The following is a 23,103-nucleotide window of genomic DNA, read 5'->3' on the forward strand; positions in this document are numbered from 1 at the left end:
GGGCGGCGCGGGTTCGCCGCGGGCGGCGCGGAGGGCGGCGTCGAGGGCTTCGGCGTCCTCGTCGGAGATGGCCTCGACGAAGCGGAGCAGGGCGGCGGGGCGGTCGGGGCTGTCGCCCAGCGCGTCGCGCATGAGGCCGGCGGTGTACTCCTCGCGGCTGCGGACGGGTTCGTACAGCCAGGCGCGGCCCGCCTTCTCGCGGCGGAGCCAGCCCTTGCGGTGCAGGATGTCGGCCACGGTCATGACGGTGGTGTAGGCGACGCGGCGGTCGCGGTTGATGTCGTCGACGACCTCGCGGACCGTGGCGGGCCGCTGCCAGGCCCACAGCCGGTCCATGATCTCGGCCTCCAGCTCTCCCAGCCGGCGCACGTGCATCCCCTCCCCTTGCGGGCGGCTCATCGTACGGCTCGCACACCCGCCCGAGGTATACCCCCCAGGGGTAGGGTGGCGCGAACGCGCACGGCCGCCGCCCCCGTGCGGAGGCCCGTTTCCACGGGCCCCGCGCGCGGGGGCGGCGGGTGGTCCGGTCAGGTCCGGATCAGTCGGGCGATGGCCTTCGACGCCTCGCCGACCTTGGCTTTCGCCTCGTCGCCGCCGGCCTCGATGGCCTCGGTGACGCAGCAGCTCAGGTGCTCGTCCAGGAGGGCCACGGCGCAGGACTGGAGGGCCGCGTTGATGGCCGATACCTGGGTCAGGACGTCGATGCAGTAGACGTCCTCGTCGACCATCCGCTGCACTCCCCGGACCTGGCCCTCGATCCGGCGGAGCCTTCTGATGATGTCTTCCTTGTGCTGTCCGTAACCGGCCACGGCGGGGCTCCCGTCAACATCACTCGTGGGTGATCACTTGTCCGCGGCCTGGAAGCCGCGGAGGCGGAGGCTGTTGCCGACCACGAAGACCGAGGAGAAGGCCATCGCGGCACCGGCGATCATCGGGTTGAGCAGTCCGGCCGCGGCGAGCGGCAGGGCGGCCACGTTGTAGGCGAAGGCCCAGAAGAGGTTGGACCGGATGGTGCCGAGGGTCTTGCGGGAGAGCCGGATGGCGTCCGCCGCGGCCCGCAGGTCGCCCCGGACCAGGGTCAGGTCGCCGGCCTCGATGGCGGCGTCGGTGCCGGTGCCCATCGCCAGGCCCAGGTCGGCCTGGGCGAGCGCGGCGGCGTCGTTGACGCCGTCGCCGACCATGGCGACCGAACGGCCCTCGGCCTGGAGGCGCTTGACCACGTCGACCTTGTCCTGCGGCATGACCTCGGCGATGACCTCGCCGATGCCGACCTCGGCGGCGACGGACTCGGCGACCGCCTGGTTGTCACCGGTCAGCAGGATCGGGGTGAGGCCGAGGCCCTTGAGCCGGCGGATGGCCTCCGCGCTGGTCTCCTTGACGGCGTCGGCGACCTCCAGGACCGCGCGGGCCTCCCCGTCCCAGGCGACCGCGATGGCCGTCCTGCCGGCCTTCTCGGCCGCGTCCTTCGCGGACTTGAGGCTCGCGGGCAGCTCCATCGCCCACTCTTCGAGCAGCTTCTCGCGGCCGACGAGGACGGCGTGTCCGTCGACGACGCCCTGGACGCCGAGTCCGGGGATGTTGGCGAAGTCCTCGGGGGTGGGCAGGGTGCCGACCCGGGCGGCGGCGCCGGTGGCGACGGCCTGGGCGATCGGGTGCTCGGAGGAGTGCTCCAGGGCGCCGGCCAGGCGCAGCACGTCGGTCTCGTCCGTACCGGCGGCGGTGTGCACCTTGATGAGGGTCATCCGGCCGGTGGTGACGGTGCCGGTCTTGTCCAGGACGATGGTGTCGACCTTGCGGGTGGTCTCCAGGACCTCGGGGCCCTTGATCAGGATGCCGAGCTGGGCGCCGCGGCCGGTGCCGACCATGAGGGCGGTCGGGGTGGCGAGGCCCAGGGCGCAGGGGCAGGCGATGATCAGGACGGCGACGGCGGCGGTGAAGGCGGCGGTCAGGCCCTGCCCGGTGCCGAGCCAGAAGCCGAGGGTGCCGAGGGCGAGCGCGATGACGATCGGCACGAAGACGGCGGAGATCTTGTCGGCGAGGCGCTGGGCGGCGGCCTTGCCGTTCTGCGCGTCCTCGACGAGCTTGGCCATGCGGGCGAGCTGGGTGTCGGCGCCGACGCGGGTGGCCTCGACGACCAGGCGGCCGCCGGCGTTCAGGGTGGCGCCGGTGACGGAGTCGCCGGTGGAGACCTCGACCGGCACGGACTCGCCGGTGAGCATGGAGGCGTCGACGGCGGAGGAGCCCTCGACGACGGTGCCGTCGGTGGCGATCTTCTCGCCGGGGCGGACCAGGAAGCGGTCCCCGACCTGGAGTTCGGCGGTGGGTACGGTGACCTCGCGGCCGTTCTTGAGGACGGTCACCTCCTTCGCGCCGAGCTGCATCAGCGCCTTGAGCGCGGCGCCCGCCTTGCGCTTCGAGCGGGCCTCGAAGTAGCGGCCGGCCAGGATGAAGGCGGTGACGCCGGCGGCGGCCTCCAGGTAGATGTTCCCGGCGCCGTCGGTGCGGGCGATGGTGAACTCGAAGGGGTGCGTCATGCCGGGCGTGCCGGCGGTGCCGAAGAAGAGGGCCCACAGCGACCACAGGAACGCGGCGATGGTGCCGACCGAGATCAGCGTGTCCATGGTCGCGGCGCCGTGCCTGGCGTTGGTCCAGGCGGCCCGGTGGAAGGGCCAGGCGGCGTAGACGACGACCGGCGCGGCGAGCGTGAGGCTCAGCCACTGCCAGTACTCGATCTGGAGTGCCGGGACCATCGCCATGGCGATGACGGGCACGGCGAGGGCGACGGCGGTGATCAGCCGCTGCTTGAGGGGCCGCAGTTCGGCGTCGGCCTTCTCCTCGTCGGTGGGGCCGTCGGTGCCGGGGGCCTCGCTCCGCGGCGGGGCGGGCTCCTCGGCGGTGTAGCCGGTGGCCTCGACGGTGGCGATCAGGTCGGCGACGGGGATGTCGGCGGCGAAGGTGACCTTCGCCTTCTCGGTCGCGTAGTTGACGGTGGCCTCGACCCCGTCCATGCGGTTGAGCTTCTTCTCGATCCGGGCCGCGCACGAAGCGCAGGTCATGCCGCCGATGGCGAGCTCGACCTGGGCCGTGCCGGGGGTCGTGGTGGTCATGAAACTGCTCCTCGGTGTCGCGGGTGCGGGGGCCGGGGCCCGGCGTGGCCGGTACGGGCCCCGGCGGCCGGGTCGGTCAGGCGCGGCCGGTCAGCTCGTAGCCCGCGTCGTCGATCGCGGCGGCGATCGCGGCGTCGTCGGGCTCGCCGCCGGTGGTGACGGTCACCAGGCCGCCGGCGACGTCGACGTCCACGTTCAGGACGCCGTCCAGGGCGCTGACGGACGTGGTGATGGCGGTCTTGCAGTGGCCGCAGGTCATGCCGGTGACGGCGTAGACCGTGCGGGTGCCTTCGGCGATGGCGACCGTGGCGTCGCCGGTCGAGCAGCTGTTGTCGGGGGTGCAGCAGGAACCCATGTCGTCCTCCATCGTGCGTCCAGTGGGCCGCGATACCCTCGGGGGGTATCGGCGGTGTGAGTTCATGTATACCCCCCGGCGGTATCCGACGCAAGCGGGTCCCCGACTTGACTTGATACCCCCCAGGGGTATGGTGAAGTGCGAAGAGCAGTCAGGAACACCGCCACCCGTACTTGGGAGAGCAGCCATGAACACCGGAGTGAAGATCACCGCCTTCGCCGCCGCGCTCGCCGCGACCTTCGGGACCGCGTACGGGGTCGGCAAGGGCGTCGGCCCGATCGAGGAGCCGAAGAAGGCGGAGCACGCGGGACAGCACGCCGAGACCACCCCCGGTCCCGCCGAGACCTCCGGCGGGCACGGCGGCCACGAGGAGGCCCCCGCCCAGGGCGCCGCCGAGCTCCCCGGCGGCCTCCAGGTCTCCGAGGCCGGCTACACCCTCGACCTCCAGACCCCCACCCCGCCGCGCGGCCGCAGCACCCTGAAGTTCGCCGTCAAGGACGCCGCCGGGAAGAACGTCACCGCCTTCACCACCGAGCACGACAAGGAACTGCACTTCATCGTCGCCTCGCGCGACCTGACGGTCTTCCGCCACCTCCACCCGGTGAAGGCGGCCGACGGCACCTGGACGGTCGACGCCGACCTCCCCGACGCCGGCGGCTACAAGGCGTTCGCCGACTTCAAGCCCGCCGCGAAGGGCGCCCCGGCGGTCACCCTCGGCGCCGACCTCGGCGTCCCCGGCGCCTACGCCCCCAAGCCGCTGCCCGCCGCCGCGCCCACCGCCTCGGTCGACGGCTACCAGGTCCGCCTCGGCGGCACCCTCGACCCCGGCAAGGCCGGCGAGCTGCGGCTCACCGTCACCAGGGCGGGGAAGCCGGTCACCGACCTGGAGCCGTACCTCGGCGCGTACGGTCACCTCGTCGCCCTCCGCCAGAGCGACCTCGCCTACCTCCACGTCCACCCGAACGAGGGCGGCCCCGGCCCCGACGTCTCCTTCACCGCCACCGCCCCGAGCTCCGGCACCTACCGCCTCTTCCTCGACTTCCAGCACGAGGGCAAGGTCCGCACCGCCGCCTTCACGGTCCGCGCGGGCACCCCGGGCACGGCCCCGAACACACCTCCGGCCCCGGCGACGAGCCCCGCGAACGATGCGGGAGGGCACACTCACGGCTAGGCTGGTCATTGGACTAGACCTGTAGTCGTCATTCATGGAGGAATGGGCGCAATGAGCAACCGTGCTGTCCTGGAGGTGATCGCCCTCGACGCGCAGGACGCGGTCGCCGCCCAGACCGGGGGCGCCGACCGCCTCGAACTCGTCACCGACATGGCGGCGGACGGCCTCACCCCGTCCACGGCCGGCTTCACGGCCATCCGCCGTGCCGTCGACATCCCGCTGCGCGTGATGCTCCGCCTGGCCGACGGCTTCGCGGCCGGAGACATCGACGCCCTGGTGGCGCGGGCCGCCGAGCTCCGCGAGGCCGGTGCCGACGAGTTCGTCCTCGGATTCCTCACCGCCGACGGCGAGCCCGACCTGGTCGCCGTCGAGCGGCTCGTCGCCGTCCTCGACGGCGCCCAGTGGACCTTCCACCGGGCCATCGACCGCGCCGCCGACCGCGACGGCCTGCGCAAGCGCCTCGCCGACCTGCCCGGCCTCGACACCTACCTCACCGCCGGTGCCGCGGGCGGCGTCGACGACGGCCTGCCGGTCCTGGAGGCCGAGGCCGCCCGCACCGGCGAACCCGGCTACGAACCGCAGATCCTCGTCGGCGGCGGCCTCCGCCTCGACCACCTCCCGCGCCTGCGCGCCGCCGGTCTCACCGCCTTCCACATCGGCGGCGCGGCCCGCCCCGACGGCTGGTCCGGCCCGGTCTCCGCCGACGCGGTCCGCGCCTGGCGCGAGGCGATCGACGCGTAAGCGGCCCTGCGGGGCCCGGAGGCGGTCGCTTCCGGGGGGCCGGCCATGACGGCCCGGCCCCCGTGGCGGACGGGGGCGCCGTCGCTCAGGCCGCGGCCCTGCCCTCCGGGCCGCGCGCCGCACGGCAGTCCGCGCACAGAGGATCCGGCCCGTGGGACCTGACGGCCCGCTCGCATCCGTCACAGCTCACGAGGGGCGCGAGCGGGGGCGGCGACGGCGCCTCGGCGGGCAGGGGCGGCGGCAGCTGGGTGGCGAGCCGGTACGCGAGGAAGCGGGCCGGGTGATGAATGGGCACGTGAGCGGGTGGCAGCGCCGACGTGAGCGTCCGCGTGACCTGCGCGCCCTCGATGCCGAGCGCCAGCCATCCGTCCACGGCGGGCGCCAGCCGCTCCACGTCGCGGCAGGACAGCACCAGCCGGGAGTCGGCCGCGCGCAGCCGCGCGAGAAGCGCGGCGGCGGGCCCGGAGGGCGGCGCGGCCGGGGAGGACGGCGGCGTTCCGGGTCGTACGGCGGCGGGCGCGGGCGCGCCCTTGGACACGGCTGCGCCCTCGGACACGGCTGCGACCCCGGGTACGGGCGCGGCCTCGGATACGGGTACGGCCCCGGGCTTGTCGTACCAGACCAGCCGCGTGGCGTACCGCCCACCACCGAGCGCCACCCGCCGCCGCTCCAGGTACCCGGCGGCGACCAGCTCGTTGAGCGCCCGCCGGATGGAGATCTCGCCCTCGGGGAGGAGCAGCGCGAGCCTCTTCACGGACACGTCGGCGCCGTCCGGCAGCGACTGGATGCGCACTCCGACCCCGATCGCGAGCCCCGAGAGGGCCGGATGCTGGGCCAGGTGGTTGCCCACGACCGTGAACCGGTCGCGGTGGCGGTGCCGCACGTGGATCACCCCTGAGCGTGGCGCGTCGGCGGGGATCTCGAACGGAGCGGGGGAAGCGGGCACGGTCGCGTTAGACTGCGAAGCATCCATTGGGAAGGTTGGTTCTTCCTGATCGGTAGGCCCTCGTCAGGATTGCAGTCCTGCCGGGGGCCGAGTTGCGTATGCGGTTGTCGCGACCGACCGTACCGCACCTGTCCGACTTCCGGACACTCCGTCACCCGTTCGTGTGAGCAGGCCAGTTGGGGGACGGAGGGGGTGGGTTGGGTAGTTCCTTTCCCGCCGTTCTTTACCGGGAGTCGCGCATCACCGGGGCGTGGCCGGCCGCGCCCCGGCCGGGGCTCAGCCCAGGAAGGTCCGCCGCCATTCCAGCGGGGACATCGTCAGCGCGGCCGCGGCGAGTTCGCGCGCGGACGCCGTCTTCAGACTGTTCAAGGACGTGTCGATCCAGTCCTGGACCAGCGTGTTCCCCTGCGCGCGGTACTCCACCGCCTGCACCAGGCACTCCAACTTGTCCGCGTCCCGCGCCACGACCGCCTCGGGCGTCCCCTTGGCCTCGTACTCGGCCACGACGCGCCGCACCCCGTCACGTACCACCGGATGCGCGGCGGACACCTGGTCGGCGGTGACGGTCTCGTTGGCGGCGGCGTCGAGATAGCGACGGCCGATGTGCGGGATGTCCCCGATCCGGACGCCGCCGAGCGGGCGAGGAGAGCACTCACCGAGGCCGAGGCCGAGACCGAGGCCGGGTACGGGACGGCGACGGCGGTCGTCACGGGAGCCCCTGGACGCGGAAAATACAGCGCGAGCGTCGCGCGTTCTCGTTAGCGTCCCTTCCCATGGCGGACGAGATCGACGCGGCACTCGTACGGCGGCTCCTCGCCGCCCAGTTCCCCCGGTGGGCGGGGCTGGAGGTGCGGGAGGTCGTCTCGGCGGGGACCGACAACGCCGTGTTCCGGCTCGGCGACGAGCTGGCCGTACGGCTGCCGAAGGCCCCGTGGGCGACCGGCCAGATCGAGAAGGAGCGGCGCTGGCTGCCCCGGCTCGCCCCCGAGCTCCCGCTGCCCGTGCCGGTGCCCGTCGGTGCGGGCGTCCCCGGCGAGGGCTTCGAGCGGCCCTGGGGGGTCTACGCCTGGCTGGACGGCGCCGACGCCTGGGCCGCGCCCGTCACCGACCTCGCGCACGCCGCACGGGAGTTGGGGCGGTTCGGGGTGGCGCTGCGGTCCGTGGACGCCACGGGCGGGCCGCCGTCCTTCCGGGGCGGACCGGTCACCGACTGGGAGCGGGGCGCCATGCGGCCCTCCGTCGCCGCGCTCGCCGCCGCCGGCCTGCTCGACGCGGACGCCGTGCTCGCCGCCTGGGAGGAGGCCCTCGCCCTGCCCGCCCGGGACGCGGACCCGGTCTGGCTGCACGGCGACCTCCTGCCCGGCAACCTCCTCACCCGCGACGGCCGGCTCGCCGCCGTCATCGACTTCGGCGGCCTCGGCACCGGCGACCCCGCCGCCGACCTGCTGCCCGCCTGGACCCTCCTCACCGCCGCCACCCGCCCCCTCTTCCGCGCCGCCTCCCGCGTCGACGACGCCACCTGGGCCCGGGGCCGCGGCTGGGCCCTGTGCTGGGGCGTCGTCACCGACTTCTACTACGGCGACACCGCCGCCCCCGGCACCGCCCCGACCCCGAACCCCGTCCTGGCCGCCGTCGCCCGCCGCTCCTGGACCGAGGCCCTGGCCGAGTTCACCTGACAGGCGCAGGGCGAGAGCATCCGGTTGCGCCCTGGAGCGTGTCGAAAGAGCAGGTCGACAGCGACTTTTAACGGTTGACAGCTATTCCGGTACGGGTGAGGGTGGCGCTCGCGGCCGGGTCCGTCCGGCCGGTTTCACCAGGGGTGGGGACTCTTGAACGACAGCCGTACGCGCGCCGAGGCATTCATCGCCGCCGGACGCCCGGGGGAGGCGCGGACCGTCGCGCGGGACGCGCTCGACACGGACGGGCCCGACGCCGGGCTCTTCCTCGTGCTCGCCCGCGCGCACATGGCCGAGGACGACGACGACCACGACGACGCGGCCGAACGCGTCTTCCGCGACGGCCTCGACGCCTTTCCGGACGACATCGGGCTGCTCGGCGGGTACGCCGAACTCTGCGCCCGCACCGACGTGTTCGAGCGGCCGGGACGGCGCGCCCGCGGCGAGGAGATCAGCGCCCGGCTGCGGGAACTCGCCCCGTACTCGGCGGAGTTGCGGCGGGCGGAGGAGGCCGGGAAGTCGGTCCCCGCCGTCTCGGGGAACGCCGTCTCGGAGCGCCGGGTGCAGGCGTTCGACGCGGCCCGCGCCTTCGCGGCCGCCCCCGCGCCCTCCCACGCGGCCGACCAGGCCGCGCAGTGGGCCGCCCGCGCCCCGTACGACCGCCGGCTCGCCGTCCTCGCCGAGACGACCGCCGCCCTCGCCGCCCCCGGCCGCGCCTGGCTCCGCCTCCTGCTGTGCCGGGCCTCCGAGTACCGGCTCGCCGGGACCGCGCTCGTCGTGCTGTTCGTCGTCCTGCGCGTCACGGTCCTCCCGGTGCCGTACGGCGTCACGGTGGCCGTGCTCGTCCTCCTGAGCCTCCCGGACCTCGCCCTGCGCCGCCTCCTGCGCGGGGCCCGGGAGCGGGGCGCCGCCCGTGCCTCGGACGCCGTGCCGTCGGGGACGGACGACGCCTCGGCCTCCGACGGCTCCGGCCCGCCCGAGCTGCCGCCCGTCCCGCGCTTCACCCGCCGCGAGTACGCCTTCGCGGGCGCCGGGATCGCCCTCGCGCTGGTCGCCGGCGGAGCGGCGTACGCCTCCTCCCTCGCGTACCCGCACTACGAGGTGGTCGCCCACGACGAGTACCGGGGCATGGCCGGCTACGACCTCCAGGACGCGTACAACCCCTTCCGCACCATGCCCGGCTTCGCGCCGGCGCAGTCGGTGGCCCGGGTGTACGCCGAGAAGGGCGCCGCCCCGGACGCCGGCGCCGCGTACCTGGTGGCCGTCGCCGTCGGCGACTTCCACAAGGCGCGGGAGCCGGACCTGCGCGGCGGGACGGTCTTCGAGACGATGACGGAGGCGGCCGGCACCGTCCACGACTCCTGGGAGGCCGGGGAGGGCCCGTACGGCGGCTGGATGCAGTGCGCCCGCTACACCGAGACGGCCTCCGGCACGCCCAGGGGCATGTGCGTGTGGGCCGACAAGGGCAGCCTCGGCCTGGTCCTGTTCACGGCCGCCGACGACGACCGCGAAGCGGTCGAGACCACGGCCCGCTCGGTCGGCGGCGACTTCCTCCGCCCCGCCGACGACTGACACCCCCGCCGGGAACCGGCACTCCCCGCCGGAGACCGACACCCCTCGCGAGGACGGCCCCCCCGCGAGGACCGGCGTACCCGAGAGGAGTGTCGGACCGCCGTGGTACTTCTGTCCCCATGAGCCAGTTCCACGACTTCAACCTCAAGCTGCTCGTCATCGAGGAGCTCATGTACGGCGACGAGCCGCTGCTCCCGGTGTACGACGTGCACGCCCGGCTGGCCGAGCGCGGGATCACCGACGCCGCCTCGTACGCGCTGCAGAACGACCTCGTCTCGGAGGTGCTGCCGGAGTCCCGGGCCCACTTCGAGGCGCTGGAGATCCCGGCCGAGCTGCTCGCCCGCGTCGAGGAGCTGTGCTTCGACGCGGGCACGGACGTCTTCCACCACTGCGCCCCCGCCTGGGACGGCGAGGACGACCTCTTCGACGTCCGCTCGCTCGCCGACCTCGACCTGCTGCCCAACCTGCGGGAGGTCACCTTCGTCGAGGACGGCGTCCTGGCCGTGCCGGACGCGGCGGAGATCTTCGCCGCGCGCGGCATCGAGACCGACTGAGCCTCAGGCCCCGGCCGCCACCAGCTCCACCTCGAAGCCGTCCGCGTTCTCCAGGTAGGCCGCGTAGTGGCCGGGGCCGCCCGCGTGCGGGTGCCGGTCCGGGAAGAGCAGCCGCCAGCCGTGCTCCGGGGCCGCCGCCACCAGGGCGTCCACCTCCGCCCGCCCGGCGACGTGGAAGGCCAGGTGGTTCAGGCCCGGCCGGTGCCGGTCGTGGACGTCGCCGCGGCGCGCCGGGGACTCCTCCGCCACCAGGTAGAAGGAGCCCAGCGCCCAGCTCCGGCCGCCGTCCCAGCGCTGGAACGGCGCGTAGCCGAGGGCGCCCAGGAGCCACCCGAGGCTCTCCTCGGCGTGTGCCAGATCGCCCACCCACAGCTCGACGTGGTGCGGCATCCCCGGCACCGGGGCCGTCACGCGGACACCGCCAGCTGCTCCGGCAGCGGCGCCGCGTGCACCACCGTCAGGCCGGACACCGCACGGGTCAGCGCCACGTACAGCCGCCGCAGCCCGGTCCGCTCGTCGGGCTCGCCGTCCACGACGGCCGCCGGTTCGTCGAGGACCACGTGGTCGTACTCCAGGCCCTTCGCCAGCGAGGCCGGGACCAGCGTCAGCCGGGACTCGGCCGTCGTCTCCTCGCCGGGCGACAGGCAGGCCAGGCCCGCCGCCTCCAGCGCCGCCGCCAGCGGGGCGATCCGCGCGTCGGCGGCGATCAGGCCGATGGAGCCCTCGTGGCGGAGCGCGTCCGCGCACGCCGCGACGACCGCCGCGTCCGCCGTCTCCGGCGCGACCGTCCGGACCTCGAAGTCGCCCGGGTTCTCCCGTACGGACTCCACCGGCGCCAGCCCCGGCGCCATGTGCGGCAGCAGCCGGGAGGCGTACGCGATGACCTCGCTCGGCACGCGGAAACCGGCCGTCAGCTCCTCCACCCGCGCCTCCGGCTTGCCCAGGTGGGTCAGGGCCGCCTCCCAACTGCCGGTGGCCCAGGGGGTGGTGCCCTGCGCGAGGTCGCCGAGGACGGTCGCCGAACCGGTCGTGCAGCGCCGCCCCACCGCCCGGTACTGCATCGGCGACAGGTCCTGCGCCTCGTCGAGGACCACGTGCCCCAGCGAGTGGGTGCGCTCGATCAGGTCCGCCGCCTCGTCGACGAGGACGGCGTCGGCCGCCGACCACTTCGCGCTCTTCACGCTCCGCGCGGGCTTCGCCCACAGCAGCAGCTTCTGCTCGTCCGCGTCGAGGACGCCCTCCGCGTGCTCCGCGAGGAAGTCGGCGTCGCCCAGCAGCCGCAGCACCAGCTTGGCCGGGTCCACCGCCGGCCAGCACTCCTTCACGACGGCCTTGACCGCCGCGGTGCGCGCGACCGCGTTCTGCACCCGGTCGTCGGGCGCCTCGCCCGCCTGCTCCATCCGCACCAGGACCGCGTGCGCGATCCGCTGCGGCAGCGCCTCGCGGGCCGCCCCGTACCGGATGTCGCGCTCCCGCAGCTCCCGGACGATCTCCTCCAGCTCGTGCGCGGGCACCCGCCAGCGCCGCGAGCCGCGCACCACCATCAGCGGCTCCGCCGGGGCGGTGACGTGCGACCAGACGGCCCGGCGCAGCACCTCCGCCATCCGGGCGTCGCCCTTCACGACCGCCGTCGCCGCCTCGTCGGCGCCCCGCACCTCCACGTGCGCCACCAGGTCGTCCACCGTCGCCTGCTTGACCTCCAGCTCGCCGAGGGCGGGCAGCACCTGCTCGATGTACTGGAGGAAGGACCGGTTCGGCCCGATGACGAGGGTCCCGGTGCGGGCCAGCCGCTCCCGGTGGGCGTACAGCAGGAAGGCGACGCGGTGCAGGCCGACGGCCGTCTTTCCGGTGCCGGGCCCGCCCTGCACGCAGACCGTGCCGGACAGGCCGGCGCGGACGATCTCGTCCTGCTCGGGCTGGATCGTCGCGACGATGTCCCGCATGGGGCCGACGCGCGGGCGCTCGATCTCGGTCTGGAGCAGCCGGCTGGTGCGCTCCTCCTCGGTCGGGTCGGACAGGCGCTCGTCCTCGTAGGCGGTGAGCTCGCCGCCGGTGTAGCCGAAGCGGCGGCGCAGCCCCACGTCCCGGGGGTCCTTCTTCGACGCCTGGTAGTACGGCTGGGAGACCGGCGCGCGCCAGTCGACGACCATCGGGTCGCCGTGCGCGTCGTGCACGTGGCGGCGGCCGATGTAGAAGCGCTGTCCGTGCTGGGTGGGCGGCAGGTAGTCCAGCCGGCCGAAGAACAGCGGGGTGTGGGCGAGGTCGGCGAGGGCCTTGACGCGGTCCTCGATCTGCCGCTCCAGGACGATCGAGTTCACCCAGTTCGCGGTGACGTCCTTGATGTCGAGCGCCTCGACCTCCTCGCGCATGGCGCGCAGGGCGGCGCGGGAGGAGGTCAGGTGCGCCCGTTCGCGTACGAGCGGATCGTCGGTGGGCACGGCTGCGGACACGAGGGGGCCTCCGGTCGGGGACGGGACTCACGGGCACGTCGACGTGGCCGCCGGTTTCCGACCGGGCGGCGGCGCTCCGCGTACGGGGACGGGAGGCGGGGAAGCCGGTGATTCTAACGCCGTCCCGGCGGGCCGGGCGAATCGGTTTCCCGTAGGGGTCGGGATCCGCCGCAAGGGTGAGGGCGGTTCCACCCGCAGGCCGATGTGTTCGGAATGTCCGGATTCCATGATGGAGGTATGAGCGCGACGACCTTCACCCTCGTGACCACCGTCCCCCGCCCCCGCCCCCGGCGGATCGCGGCGGCGCTCCGGGCCTTCGGCTCGGCCGCCGTCGGCGTCGTCCTGCTGGGCGACCACGGCCCGGCCGGGGCGGCTGTCCGCAGCCCCCGGCCTGAGTACGCCGCCGCCCCCGACTGAGTACGCGGACGCCTGCCGGACCCGGCGGACACGCGGTGTGATCGTCACATGACGACGCGCCCCGCCGACGCCCCCACCGAGACGGCCCCTGCCGCCCCCTCCACCGCCGCCCCTGCCGCGACCGTCACCGGCCCGGCCCCTGCCGCGACCGTCACCGGTCCGGCCGCCGGGGCCGCCCCCGAGCCGGTCCCCGCCGCCCCGGCCCCTGCCGGGACCATCACCGGCCCGGCCGCCGCCACCCCGGCCGCCCCCGTCGGCGAAGCCCCCGGCCGTGAAGCCCCCGACCCGGCCGCCTCCGTGCGGGAGGCCGACGCCGAGGCGGACGCGCGGGTCACGCGGCGGCTGCGGTGGCTGGCGCTCGGCGGATACTTCTTCCTCCTCGGCTGCCTGGCCCTCGTCGTCGTCCTCGTCCTGGGGGACGCGCTGGACGGCGACGGCCGGGGCGGGCCCTTCACCGACGCCGCCTTCTGGGCCGTCCCGGCCGGCGCGGCGATCGGCCTGGTGCCGCTGGCCGCGCCGCGCGGACTGCTGCCGCCGGTGCGCCGCACGGTCCTCGTCGTCGCCCAGTACGGCGCGGGGGTCCTGGCGGTTCTCCTCCAGATCGCCGACATGGTCTGAGCCGGGCCCCGCCGCTCAGGGCGCCAGCAGCTCGTCCGCGTCGACGATCCGGTACGCGTACCCCTGCTCCGCCAGGAACCGCTGCCGGTGGGCGGCGAAGTCCTGGTCGATGGTGTCGCGGGCGACGACCGAGTAGAAGTGCGCCTGGTGCCCGTCCGCCTTCGGGCGCAGGACGCGGCCGAGGCGCTGCGCCTCCTCCTGGCGGGAGCCGAAGGTGCCGGAGACCTGGATGGCGACGGTCGCCTCGGGCAGGTCGATGGAGAAGTTCGCGACCTTCGACACGACCAGCACGTTCAGCTCGCCGTTGCGGAAGGCGTCGAAGAGGCGCTCCCGCTCCTTGTTGGAGGTCTCGCCCTTGATGACGGGCGCGTCGAGGTGCGCGCCGAGTTCGTCGAGCTGGTCGATGTACTGGCCGATGACGAGGATCTGCTGCCCGGCGAACTTCTTCACCAGCGCCTCGGTCACCCGCCGCTTCGTCGCCGTCGTCGCGCAGAAGCGGTACTTCTCCTCGGCCTCGGCGGTGGCGTAGGCGAGCCGCTCCGAGTCGGTGAGGTTGACCCGGACCTCGACGCAGTCGGCGGGCGCGATGTAGCCCTGCGCCTCGATCTCCTTCCAGGGCGCGTCGAAGCGCTTGGGCCCGATGAGGGAGAAGACGTCCGCCTCCTTGCCGTCCTCGCGCACCAGCGTCGCGGTCAGGCCGAGCCGGCGGCGGGCCTGGAGGTCGGCGGTGAACTTGAAGACGGGCGCGGGGAGCAGGTGGACCTCGTCGTAGACGATCAGGCCCCAGTCGCGGGAGTCGAACAGCTCCAGGTGCGGGTAGACGCCCTTCCGGCGGGTGGTCAGCACCTGGTAGGTGGCGATGGTGACGGGCCGGATCTCCTTCTTCGTCCCGCTGTACTCGCCGATCTCGTCCTCCGTCAGGGAGGTCCGCTTGACCAGCTCGTTCTTCCACTGCCGGGCGGAGACGGTGTTGGTGACGAGGATCAGCGTCGTCGCCTTCGCCTGGGCCATCGCCCCGGCGCCGACGAGGGTCTTGCCCGCGCCGCAGGGCAGCACGACGACGCCGCTGCCGCCGTGCCAGAACCCCTCCACGGCCTGCCGCTGGTACGGCCGCAGGCTCCAGCCGTCCTCGGCCAGGTCGATCGGGTGCGCCTCGCCGTCCACGTATCCGGCGAGGTCCTCGGCGGGCCAGCCCAGCTTCAGCAGCGTCTGCTTGATCTGCCCGCGCTCGGAGGGGTGCACCACCACCGTGTCGGGGTCGATCCGCGCCCCGACCAGCGGCTGGACCCGCTTCGACCGCAGGATCTCCTCCAGGACCGGCCGGTCGGTGGTGGTCAGCACCAGCCCGTGCGCCGGGTGCTTGGAGAGCGTGAGCCGCCCGTACCGGCCCATCGTCTCGGCGATGTCCACCAGCAGCGCGTGCGGCACCGGGTAGCGGGAGTACTCCACCAGCGCGTCCACGACCTGCTCGGCGTCGTGCCCGGCGGCCCGCGCGTTCCACAGCCCGAGCGGCGTCACCCGGTAGGTGTGGATGTGCTCGGGCGCCCGCTCCAGCTCCGCGAAGGGCGCGATGGCCCGCCGGCAGGCGTCCGCGCGCTCGTGGTCGACCTCCAGGAGCAGCGTCTTGTCGCTCTGGACGATGAGTGGCCCATTCACGTGGTTCGGTCCTTCCCGGGCCGTTCCCGCGACGGCCAATCCTCCAGTCTGCCGCATGGGCGCCGGATCGGGCTCAGTCGTCCGCGAGTTCCGCGACGCCCGTGATCCGGTGCAGGGGGTACGTGCGGACCTCGTCGGCCGTGTGGTCGTAGCCGGTCACGAAGCCGCCCTCGACGCGGACCGGGGCGATGACGCGCTGGCTGGCGGTGCCCTCGGCGTTGACGTAGCCGATCCACACCGCCGAGCCGGTCAGGGCGGCGGCCTGGACGGTGGCCAGGGTCTCGGCGGCCGAGGTGCGGGGCAGGCCGCCGGACCCCGCCTCGGGAGCGGGCTCCCGGTGGACGGCGGTGGCCGCCCGGTCGCCGGCCCGGATCGCCTTCACGGCCGCCGCGAGGAGGGTCGCGTCGGGGCGCGGCGGGCCGTCCGGGACGGGGACCGGTGCGGTGCGGGGCGGGGTGCGGCGGGCGTCGGCGCGGGAGACGAGGACGTCGCCCTCGGCCGACTCGGCGGCCGGGGCGTAGCCCATCGCCCGCAGGCCGTCGAGGAGGGAGGACGGGTCGGTCTGGGCGGCGAGGACCGTCGGGGCGAGGCGGCGCAGGCGCAGGGCGGCGGCCCGGCGGTCGGCGAGGATCTCGCCGAGCAGCGCGTCGTCGTCGCAGCGGACGTACGCGGACGCCGCGCCGACCCGCAGGTGGCCGTGTTTCCTGGCCACGTCGTCGATCAGGTACGCCAGCGGCTGCGGCACCGGGGTGCGGGAGTGGGCGGCGAGGAAGGCGTGCAGGTCGGAGGCGCTCCGCCCGGTGTCGAGGGCGCGCCGCACCGAGCCGGGCGTGAAGCGGTAGACGGTCGCGCCGCCCTTGGACTCCACGTCCGCGAGGACCGCCAGCGCGCCGGCCAGCGGCCGCAGCAGCGGGCCGGGGGCGACGGCCGTCAGGTCGGCCTGGAGGAGGACGTGGTCGACGGCCTCCGGCAGCAGCGGGGCGAGGAGTTCCGCCGCCCGCTCGGCCGCCGTCTCCGGCTCCACCCCGCCGCCCTCGGCGTCCGGCCGGGCGGCCGTGTCGAGCGGCAGGTTGAGCAGGGCGCGGCCCGCCGTGGAGAGCGCGGCGCGGCCGGTGATCCCGAGGAGTTCGGCCTCGTCGAGGGCCCAGCGGGCGAGCCGCTCCCGGGGGTCGGCGGGGGGCGGGGCGGCGGCGCGGGACGCGGAGGCCCACGGGCCGGAGGGCCCCGCCTCGGCGCCTCCACCGGTGGTGGTGGGAGCGGGCGCCGGGTCCGGGCGGGTGCCGCGCGGGGGCCGCTCCCAGCGCAGCCGGGCGAACAGGTCCTCCGGGACGGCCGCCGCGCCCGGCGGCAGCGTCGCCAGGAGCAGCAGGACCCGGTGCCGGATCTCCGGGGCCGCCGCCCGGTCCAGGTCGGGGCCGAGCGCCGACAGCGTCCGCCCCTTCGCGTCCTGCCCGCCGACCGGCCCCGGGGTGCGGGTCGCGGCCAGCCAGGCGGTCGCCAGCCGGGCCCAGCGCTCGGCGGGCGGCAGGTCGAGCCAGTCGTCGGCGGCGGGCGTCGGCGCGTACCGCTCGTCGGCCTCGCCGTCCGAGGCGATCAGCCCCGCCCCGTACGCCAGCTCCAGCCAGAACGCGGCGACCGGCTCCGGCACGTCCAGCGCCGCCGCCGTCCGCTTCAGGTCCCGCACCGCGAGCCCGCCCGCCCGCAGCACCTGCGGGCCGCCGTGGTCCCAGGACTTCAGCAGCTCCTCGACGGTGGCGAGCGCCGCGTACGCCTGCCCGGCGGCGGCGCCGTCCGCCACGGCGGGGCGGTGCTCGCGCGCCGTCCCCACCTCCGGCGGGCACGGCTCCGGTGCCCGGTGCGCCCGCCCGCCGCGCAGGTGCAGCGCCACCTCGCGGGGCAGCACCATGGTGCGCGGCGACACCGGCAGCAGCAGCCCCCGGTCCCGCAGCCAGGCCACCGGCGGCGCGGGCTTCGCCGTCACCTCCCCGTACGGCGGTCCCCACACCAGCCGGTCGAGGATCGCCAGCGCCTCCGGCGGCGCCGTGTCGAGCAGCGCGCCCATCCGGGTCCGGTCGGTGAACAGCGAGGTCAGCGCGGCGACCGCGGACACCGGGTCGTGCGTGGACGGCAGCCCGGCCGTCGCCACGATCTCCTGGAGCCGGCCCGGGGACATGCCGGCGGTGGCCTCGGCGACCGCCGGGCCGAGCCCGGTGGGGGAGGGGTGCTGCGGGGACGGCGCCAGCAGTTCGCGGGCGGTGCGCACCAGCCGCAGCCGGTCGTCGCCGCCCCACACGAGGGCCTGCTCGCGCAGCAGCGCGACGGCCCGGGGCAGCGCCTCGGCGATCCGGGGATCGGACTCGCCGTCACCGGTGAGCAGCCCGAGGAGGACGGGGTACGGGGCGGGGTCCGGCGCCACCGCGAGGGCCTGGGCGGTCTGGAGCGCGAAGCGGTCGAGCCGCTCCAGGGCCCGCACCACCGAGGCCCGGGTGCCGGCGCGGGTGGCGAGCTGGGTCACGTCGTTCGGCACCGGGCCGAGGAGGTCGGGGCGGGCCCGCAGCAGCGCGGCGAGGCCGTCGTCGCCGCGCGCCCGCAGCGCCTCCGCGAGCGTGCGGGGGCTTCCCGCCGTCCCATCCGGTCGTCCCTCGGGCACGTGCGCCTCCCGGTCCAGCTCGCCGATCCCCATCCGCCCCACGTTATCCGCTGCGCAGGCGCTACCGTCAGGACCGGGACGGCGGATCGGCCGGACGGTGGAGGGGCGGCGTGGGCAACGAGAGCGACCGGTTGGTCTTCGACTACCTCAGCCGGGTCGGCGACCTGGCGCAGCGGCGGCAGCTCCCGGCGGACGAGCGGCGGGCCCTCGTCGCGGGCCTGCGCGACGAGATCGACCGCCGCCGGGCCACCCGGGGCGAGGAGTCGCCCGCGGCGGTCCGGGGCATCCTGGGCGCGCTCGGCACCCCCGACGAGGTGGTCGGCCCGGCGCAGGACGCCCGGGGCGACTGGTGGGGCGCCGGGGACGACGCTCCGGCGGCGGAGGCGGAGCCCGTACGCCCGGCGGATCCGCTGCCGCGCCCCCGGCGCGCCGCTGCCGCCGCCGACGTGTGGTGGCACGACGAGCGCGGCGGGGAGGACGGGTTCGGGGACGGGGACGGGGACGTGGGCGCCGAGCTGCGCGCGCTCGGCTTCGTCGGGGGCGTCGAGGCGCCGGAGGTGTTCGCCCCGCCGCCGCCCGAGGAGCCGGAGGCGCCGGCCGAGGCCCCGCCGGAGCCCGCGGGCCGGGCCCGCCGCCTCGCCGGGGCCCTGCTCCGCAGGCGCCGCCCCGGCCCGGCGCCCGAGCCCGAACCGGCACCGGAGGCGCCCGCCGGCCGCCGGTTCGGCAGCCCGTTCCTGGTCCTGGCGGCGGTGCTGCTCCTCGCGGGCGCGACCTTCGGCTGGCTCCTCGCGCTGGCCGCGGGCTGGCTCCTCGCGTACGGCTCGCGGCGCCTGAGCGCCGGCGAGACGAGGACGGCCGTCTTCGTGCTGCCCGGCCTCGCCGCCGCGGGCGGCCTGGTCTGGCTGTGGGGCCGGCTCCAGGGCCGCTGGGGCGAGGCGGTCGCGGCGGGCGGCGACGCGACGGGCGCGGCCCTCGCCGGCACCTGGCCGTGGACCCTGCGGGCCGCCGCCGTCTCCTCCGCCCTCTACCTCCTGTGGCGCGCCCGCCGCGCCTGACGGCGGGCCCCGGCCGTGGGCGGAGGGTTCCGCCGTCCAGGAGTCCCTACGGCGTCCAGGGCGCCCCCGGCACCACCAGCGGGGAGCCGGTGACGGGGTCGGGGACGACGACGGCGGGCAGGCCGAAGACCTCGCGGACGAGGGTCTCGGTGACGACCTCCTCCGGCGGCCCCTCCGCGACCACCCGGCCCGCCTTCATCGCGATGAGGTGGTCGGCGTACCGGGCGGCCTGGTTGAGGTCGTGCAGGACGAGGACGACGGTCCGCCCCCGGGTCCGGTTGAGGCGGCGCACCAGGTCGAGGACCTCCACCTGGTGCGCGATGTCCAGGTAGGTGGTGGGCTCGTCGAGGAGCAGCAGGTCGGTCTCCTGCGCGAGGGCCATCGCGATCCAGACGCGCTGCCGCTGGCCGCCGGACAGCTCGTCGACGGAGCGGTCGGCGAGGGCGGTGACGTCGGTGCGCTCCATGGCCTCGGTGACGGCCCGCTCGTCCTCCTCGGACCACTGCTTCCACCACGCCTGGTGCGGCTGGCGGCCCCGGGAGACGAGGTCGGCGACGGTGATGGCCTCGGGGGCGACGGGCGTCTGCGGCAGCAGGCCGAGGGAGCGGGCGATCCGCTTGGTGGGCAGCTTCGCCAGGTCCTCCCCGTCGAGGAGGACCGCGCCCCGGGCGGGCCGCAGCAGCCGGCCGAGGGCGCGCAGGGTGGTGGACTTGCCGCAGGCGTTGGGGCCGACGATGACGGTGACCCGGCCGTCGGGGACCACCAGGTCGAGGCCGTCGACGACGGTCCGGTTCTCGTAGGCGAGGGTCAGGTCGCGGGCGGCCAGCCGGCCCTCCGTACGCGCCTGCGGGACCGCGCCGGAACCCGTGCCCGTATCCGTATCCGTGCTCATGCCTTCTCTCCCGTGCGGCTCCGGACGATGAGCCAGATCAGGTACGGGGCGCCGATCGCCGCCGTCAGGACGCCCACCGGCAGTTCCACCGGTGAGAACAGCCGCCTGCCGACGAGGTCGGCGGCGACGACGATCAGCGCGCCCAGGAGCGCCGAGCAGAACAGCGGGATCTGGGCGGTGCGGGTCATCCGGCGGGCGATCTGCGGCGCCAGGAGGGCCACGAAGTCGACCGGTCCGGCGACGCCGGTCGCCACCGAGGCGAGGACGACGCCGGTGCCGACCAGCCCGAGCCGGACCCGGCCGAGCCGCACGCCGAGCGCGGTCGCGGTGGAGTCGTCGAGGGAGACGGTCCGCTGGGCGCGGGCCGCCCACAGCACGGCGGGCAGCAGGGCCAGGAGCGTCCAGCGGACCGGCGCCGACTCGTCCCAGCCGCGCCCGTTGAGGGAGCCGGTCATCCAGATCTGCGCCTGCTGGGCGACGAGGTAGTCGCCCTTGGTCATGAAGAGGGTGATGAGGGAGCGCAGGGCGATGGCGATGCCGATGCCGATGAGGACGAAGCGGGTGGCGTGCAGGCCGCCGCGCCAGGCGAAGGCGTAGACGAGCGCGGCGGCCAGGACGCCGCCCGCGATCGACAGGTAGGGCAGGACCGTGTACGGGGCGAGGCCGAAGGTCATCGCGCCGACGGTGAGGGCGCCCGCGCCCTGGCTGATGCCGATGATGTCGGGCGAGGCCAGGGGGTTGCGGGCGACGGTCTGGATGAGCGCGCCCGCGATGCCGAAGGCGGCGCCGACGGCGAGGCCGGTGACGAGCCGGGGGACCCGCAGCTCCTCGACGACGAAGGCGGCGGGGGAGTCGCCGCCGGTGAGGACGGTGAGGACCTCGCCGGGGGCGAAGGTCTTCTCGCCGACGCAGAGGTACGCCACGGCGGTCGCGGCCAGCAGCAGCAGGAGGGCGGCGGCGGAGACGACCGAGCGGCGGTGGACGAGGAAGGAGGCCGGGCCGAGCCGGACCAGGCCGTGCCCGGCGGGCCGGACCCGGGGACGGGGCTTGTCGAGGACGGTGGTGCTCACGCCGGGACCGCCTTCCGCCGCACCAGGGTGACCAGGAACGGCACGCCGATGAGGGCCGTCATGACGCCCGCCGGGACCTCGCCGGGCGGGAAGACGATCCGGCCGGCGACGTCCGCGACGAGGACCATGACGGGGCCGATGAGCGCGGCCATGGGCAGCACCCAGCGGTGGTCGGAGCCGACGATCGCGCGGGCGATGTGCGGGACGGCGAGGCCGACGAAGGCGAGCGGGCCGGCGGCGGCGACGGCCGCGCCGGTGAGGACGGTGGCGCCGAGCCCGCCGACGATCCGTACGGTGGCGACCTTCTGGCCCAGGCCCTTGGCGACGTCCTCGCCGAGGGCGAGCGCGTCGAGGCCGCGGGCGACGGAGAGCACGAGGACGGCGCCGATCAGCAGGAAGGGCCAGATCTGGCCGAGGACGGCGGTGTCGCGGCCGTCCAGGGAGCCGATCTGCCAGAACCGGAACTCGTCCAGGGCGGCGGCCTTGGTGGTGAGGACGCCGGTGGTCACCGAGAGCAGCAGGGCGTTGACGGCCGCGCCGCCGAGGGCGAGCTTGACGGGGGTGGCGCCGCCCCGGCCGCGGGCGGCGATGGCGTACACCGCGACCGAGGCGAGGGCGGCGCCGAGGAAGGCGAACCACACGTAGCCGGAGAGGGTGTGCACGCCGAGGAAGGCGATGGCGAGGACGACGGCGACGGCGGAGCCCTGGCTGATGCCGAGGATGCCGGGGTCGGCGATGGGGTTGCGGGTGATGCCCTGGAGTGCGGTGCCGGCGAGCGCGAGGGCGGCGCCGACCATCAGCCCGACGAGGGTGCGCGGGACGCGCAGGCCCCGTACGACCTCGGCGTCGTCGCCGGTGGCCCCGTGCAGGAGGGCGTCCAGGACGGTGCCGGGGGAGACGGCGCGGGCGCCGACGGCGAGGCTGAGGAGGACGGCGAGGAGCAGGGCGACGACGGCCGCCGAGGTCGCGAGGACCCGTCTGGAACGGAAAGCGGCTGGCATGTGCGGCACCCATCGGGCATCGGTGGTTCGGTTAGGTGAGGCTTGGCTTGGTGGCCGGGCCCGGGGGCCAGTCTAAGCAGCCGCCCGAATCGAACACCCGGGCACAATGTCACCCATGACGACGAACGCGCCGACAGGCCCCCTCACGGTCGGATTCGACCTCGACCTCACCCTCCTCGACACCCGCCCCGGCATCCGGGCCGCCTTCGTGGCCTTCTCCGAGCGGTACGGGGTCGAGGTCGACGCCGACCTCGTCGTCACCCGCCTCGGGCCCCCGCTGGAGCAGGAGATGGCCCACTGGGTCCCGGCCGAGCACGTCGCCGAGATGACCGCCCGCTACCGGGCCCTCTACCCCCTGCACGCCATCGCCCCGACCGTCCCCATGCCGGGCGCGCGCGACGCCCTCGACGCCGTCCGCGAGGCCGGCGGCCGCACCGTCGTCGTCACCGCCAAGAACGGCGCCGACGCCGAGCGCCACTTCGCCCACCTGGGCATCGCCCCGGACGCGGTCGTCGGCCGCCTCTTCGCCGAGGCCAAGGCGGAGGCGCTGCGCGCCCACGGCGCCACGGTCTACGTCGGCGACCACGTCGGCGACGTGCGCGGCGCGAAGGCCGCGGACGCCCTGTCGGTCGCCGTCGCGACCGGCCCGTGCGCCCCCGGAGAACTGCGCGAGGCAGGCGCCGACGTCGTCCTGGACGACCTGACGGACTTCCGCGCCTGGTGGGAGACCTACCGCTCCCCGGCGGCCTCCTAGGCCGTGCGCCGCCCGCCGCGCGCCTGCCGGCGCTGGGCCGCGGCGGAGCGGAGCACCCCGGCGGCGGCGACCGCGAAACCGACCCCCATCAGCATCGACACCAGATAGGCGACGGTCGGGAAGGGGTCCGTGCCCAGGAGCAGCGGGGCGACCGTGACCAGCGTCGCCAGCGCGCCGACCGCGAAGAGGACCACGCCCGCCCTGACGAGCCCGTCGCCCGGCGCGGAGTCGTCGACGGAATCGCTCACCGGTCCTGTGGGGGTTTCACCGCTCATCCCGACAGGGTAGTTCCCTGGCCGGAGGAACACCTCGGCGGCGTCTTGCCACGGCCGCCCCGCCCATTAGCCTTGGTCGCGGCGGGCCGCTCACGACCCGCCCTTCCTGCTGCCCGTTCCACCGGGCCCACCGAGTTCCACTG

22 protein-coding genes and 1 pseudogene are annotated in these 23,103 nt (G+C 75.5%); 9 read left to right on the forward strand and 14 right to left on the reverse strand.

Annotated features, from left to right (window positions below; genetic code table 11):
• Positions 1-24: 24 nt before the first annotated feature.
• The 4 genes and pseudogenes from IE219_RS00975 to IE219_RS00990 form a co-directional block, all read right to left on the reverse strand.
• Positions 25-369, reverse strand: a pseudogene (locus IE219_RS00975) (BlaI/MecI/CopY family transcriptional regulator); the annotation flags it as partial.
• 158 nt (positions 370-527) lie between these two features.
• Positions 528-809, reverse strand: coding sequence for a metal-sensitive transcriptional regulator (locus IE219_RS00980; RefSeq protein ID WP_189974428.1), 282 nt, complete (start codon positions 807-809; stop codon positions 528-530).
• 33 nt (positions 810-842) lie between these two features.
• On the reverse strand, positions 843-3,107 hold the full coding sequence (locus IE219_RS00985; protein ID WP_189974430.1) for a heavy metal translocating P-type ATPase: 2,265 nt from the start codon (positions 3,105-3,107) through the stop codon (positions 843-845).
• Between the two features lie 76 nt (positions 3,108-3,183).
• On the reverse strand, positions 3,184-3,462 hold the full coding sequence (locus IE219_RS00990) for a heavy-metal-associated domain-containing protein (RefSeq protein ID WP_189974432.1): 279 nt from the start codon (positions 3,460-3,462) through the stop codon (positions 3,184-3,186).
• Positions 3,463-3,649: 187 nt separating this feature from the next.
• Between IE219_RS00990 and IE219_RS00995 the strand changes: the two genes are divergently transcribed.
• Complete coding sequence (locus IE219_RS00995) at positions 3,650-4,633, forward strand: DUF8832 domain-containing protein (protein ID WP_189974433.1); 984 nt, start codon at positions 3,650-3,652, stop codon at positions 4,631-4,633.
• Between the two features lie 51 nt (positions 4,634-4,684).
• Positions 4,685-5,374: a copper homeostasis protein CutC gene (locus IE219_RS01000; RefSeq protein ID WP_189974435.1), complete on the forward strand. Its 690-nt coding sequence runs from the start codon at positions 4,685-4,687 to the stop codon at positions 5,372-5,374.
• Between the two features lie 85 nt (positions 5,375-5,459).
• Here the strand turns inward: IE219_RS01000 and IE219_RS01005 are convergent, their stop codons facing one another.
• Positions 5,460-6,257, reverse strand: a complete 798-nt coding sequence (locus IE219_RS01005) for a helix-turn-helix domain-containing protein (protein ID WP_229849522.1) — start codon at positions 6,255-6,257, stop codon at positions 5,460-5,462.
• 339 nt (positions 6,258-6,596) lie between these two features.
• Positions 6,597-7,118, reverse strand: coding sequence for an HD domain-containing protein (locus tag IE219_RS01010; RefSeq protein WP_189974439.1), 522 nt, complete (start codon positions 7,116-7,118; stop codon positions 6,597-6,599).
• Here IE219_RS01010 and IE219_RS01015 point away from each other — a divergent pair.
• From IE219_RS01015 to IE219_RS01025, 3 genes are all read left to right on the forward strand, one after another.
• Entirely contained in the window at positions 7,094-7,996 is a 903-nt protein-coding gene (locus tag IE219_RS01015; protein ID WP_189974441.1) for an aminoglycoside phosphotransferase family protein, read from the forward strand. The genes IE219_RS01010 and IE219_RS01015 overlap by 25 nt on opposite strands.
• A gap of 153 nt (positions 7,997-8,149) precedes the next feature.
• Positions 8,150-9,568: a hypothetical protein gene (locus tag IE219_RS01020; protein WP_189974443.1), complete on the forward strand. Its 1,419-nt coding sequence runs from the start codon at positions 8,150-8,152 to the stop codon at positions 9,566-9,568.
• A gap of 119 nt (positions 9,569-9,687) precedes the next feature.
• Entirely contained in the window at positions 9,688-10,122 is a 435-nt protein-coding gene (locus IE219_RS01025; protein WP_189974445.1) for a DUF6892 domain-containing protein, read from the forward strand.
• Positions 10,123-10,125: 3 nt separating this feature from the next.
• On the opposite strand, the gene IE219_RS01030 is transcribed toward IE219_RS01025, so the two are convergent.
• The gene (locus IE219_RS01030) at positions 10,126-10,512 is read right to left on the reverse strand and encodes a VOC family protein (protein ID WP_189974951.1); all 387 of its coding nucleotides are present in this window, start codon (positions 10,510-10,512) and stop codon (positions 10,126-10,128) included.
• 17 nt (positions 10,513-10,529) lie between these two features.
• Positions 10,530-12,572 (reverse strand): HelD family protein, encoded by a 2,043-nt coding sequence (locus IE219_RS01035; RefSeq protein ID WP_229849523.1) that lies wholly within the window; start codon positions 12,570-12,572, stop codon positions 10,530-10,532.
• A 237-nt stretch (positions 12,573-12,809) separates the two neighbouring features.
• Between IE219_RS01035 and IE219_RS01040 the strand changes: the two genes are divergently transcribed.
• On the forward strand, positions 12,810-12,989 hold the full coding sequence (locus IE219_RS01040) for a hypothetical protein (protein WP_189974447.1): 180 nt from the start codon (positions 12,810-12,812) through the stop codon (positions 12,987-12,989).
• 48 nt (positions 12,990-13,037) lie between these two features.
• On the forward strand, positions 13,038-13,607 hold the full coding sequence (locus IE219_RS01045; RefSeq protein WP_189974449.1) for a hypothetical protein: 570 nt from the start codon (positions 13,038-13,040) through the stop codon (positions 13,605-13,607).
• A gap of 15 nt (positions 13,608-13,622) precedes the next feature.
• Here IE219_RS01045 and IE219_RS01050 read toward each other — a convergent pair whose 3' ends face one another.
• Both IE219_RS01050 and IE219_RS01055 read right to left on the reverse strand, forming a co-directional pair.
• Positions 13,623-15,263 carry a DNA repair helicase XPB gene (locus IE219_RS01050; RefSeq protein ID WP_189974451.1) on the reverse strand — a complete coding sequence of 547 codons (1,641 nt, stop codon included), beginning with the start codon at positions 15,261-15,263 and terminating at the stop codon, positions 13,623-13,625.
• A 73-nt stretch (positions 15,264-15,336) separates the two neighbouring features.
• Entirely contained in the window at positions 15,337-17,946 is a 2,610-nt protein-coding gene (locus IE219_RS01055) for a helicase C-terminal domain-containing protein (RefSeq protein ID WP_189974453.1), read from the reverse strand.
• A gap of 77 nt (positions 17,947-18,023) precedes the next feature.
• Here IE219_RS01055 and IE219_RS01060 point away from each other — a divergent pair, with 77 nt between their 5' ends.
• Positions 18,024-18,968, forward strand: a complete 945-nt coding sequence (locus IE219_RS01060; RefSeq protein WP_189974455.1) for a hypothetical protein — start codon at positions 18,024-18,026, stop codon at positions 18,966-18,968.
• A 46-nt stretch (positions 18,969-19,014) separates the two neighbouring features.
• Here IE219_RS01060 and IE219_RS01065 read toward each other — a convergent pair whose 3' ends face one another.
• The 3 genes from IE219_RS01065 to IE219_RS01075 are packed head-to-tail and all read right to left on the reverse strand — an operon-like array spanning position 19,015 to position 21,931.
• The gene (locus IE219_RS01065; protein WP_229849524.1) at positions 19,015-19,860 is read right to left on the reverse strand and encodes an ABC transporter ATP-binding protein; all 846 of its coding nucleotides are present in this window, start codon (positions 19,858-19,860) and stop codon (positions 19,015-19,017) included.
• Positions 19,857-20,930 carry a FecCD family ABC transporter permease gene (locus IE219_RS01070; protein ID WP_189974457.1) on the reverse strand — a complete coding sequence of 358 codons (1,074 nt, stop codon included), beginning with the start codon at positions 20,928-20,930 and terminating at the stop codon, positions 19,857-19,859. Before IE219_RS01070 ends, IE219_RS01065 begins: the two co-directional genes overlap by 4 nt.
• Positions 20,927-21,931 (reverse strand): FecCD family ABC transporter permease, encoded by a 1,005-nt coding sequence (locus IE219_RS01075; RefSeq protein ID WP_189974459.1) that lies wholly within the window; start codon positions 21,929-21,931, stop codon positions 20,927-20,929. Before IE219_RS01075 ends, IE219_RS01070 begins: the two co-directional genes overlap by 4 nt.
• Before the next feature lie 106 nt (positions 21,932-22,037).
• Between IE219_RS01075 and IE219_RS01080 the strand changes: the two genes are divergently transcribed.
• On the forward strand, positions 22,038-22,685 hold the full coding sequence (locus tag IE219_RS01080) for an HAD family hydrolase (protein ID WP_189974461.1): 648 nt from the start codon (positions 22,038-22,040) through the stop codon (positions 22,683-22,685).
• Here the strand turns inward: IE219_RS01080 and IE219_RS01085 are convergent.
• Positions 22,682-22,960: a hypothetical protein gene (locus tag IE219_RS01085; protein ID WP_189974463.1), complete on the reverse strand. Its 279-nt coding sequence runs from the start codon at positions 22,958-22,960 to the stop codon at positions 22,682-22,684. The genes IE219_RS01080 and IE219_RS01085 overlap by 4 nt on opposite strands.
• Between the last annotated feature and the right edge of the window lie 143 nt (positions 22,961-23,103).

The sequence above is a fragment of the Streptomyces termitum genome, assembly GCF_014650175.1.
Lineage (GTDB): Bacteria > Actinomycetota > Actinomycetes > Streptomycetales > Streptomycetaceae > Streptomyces > Streptomyces termitum.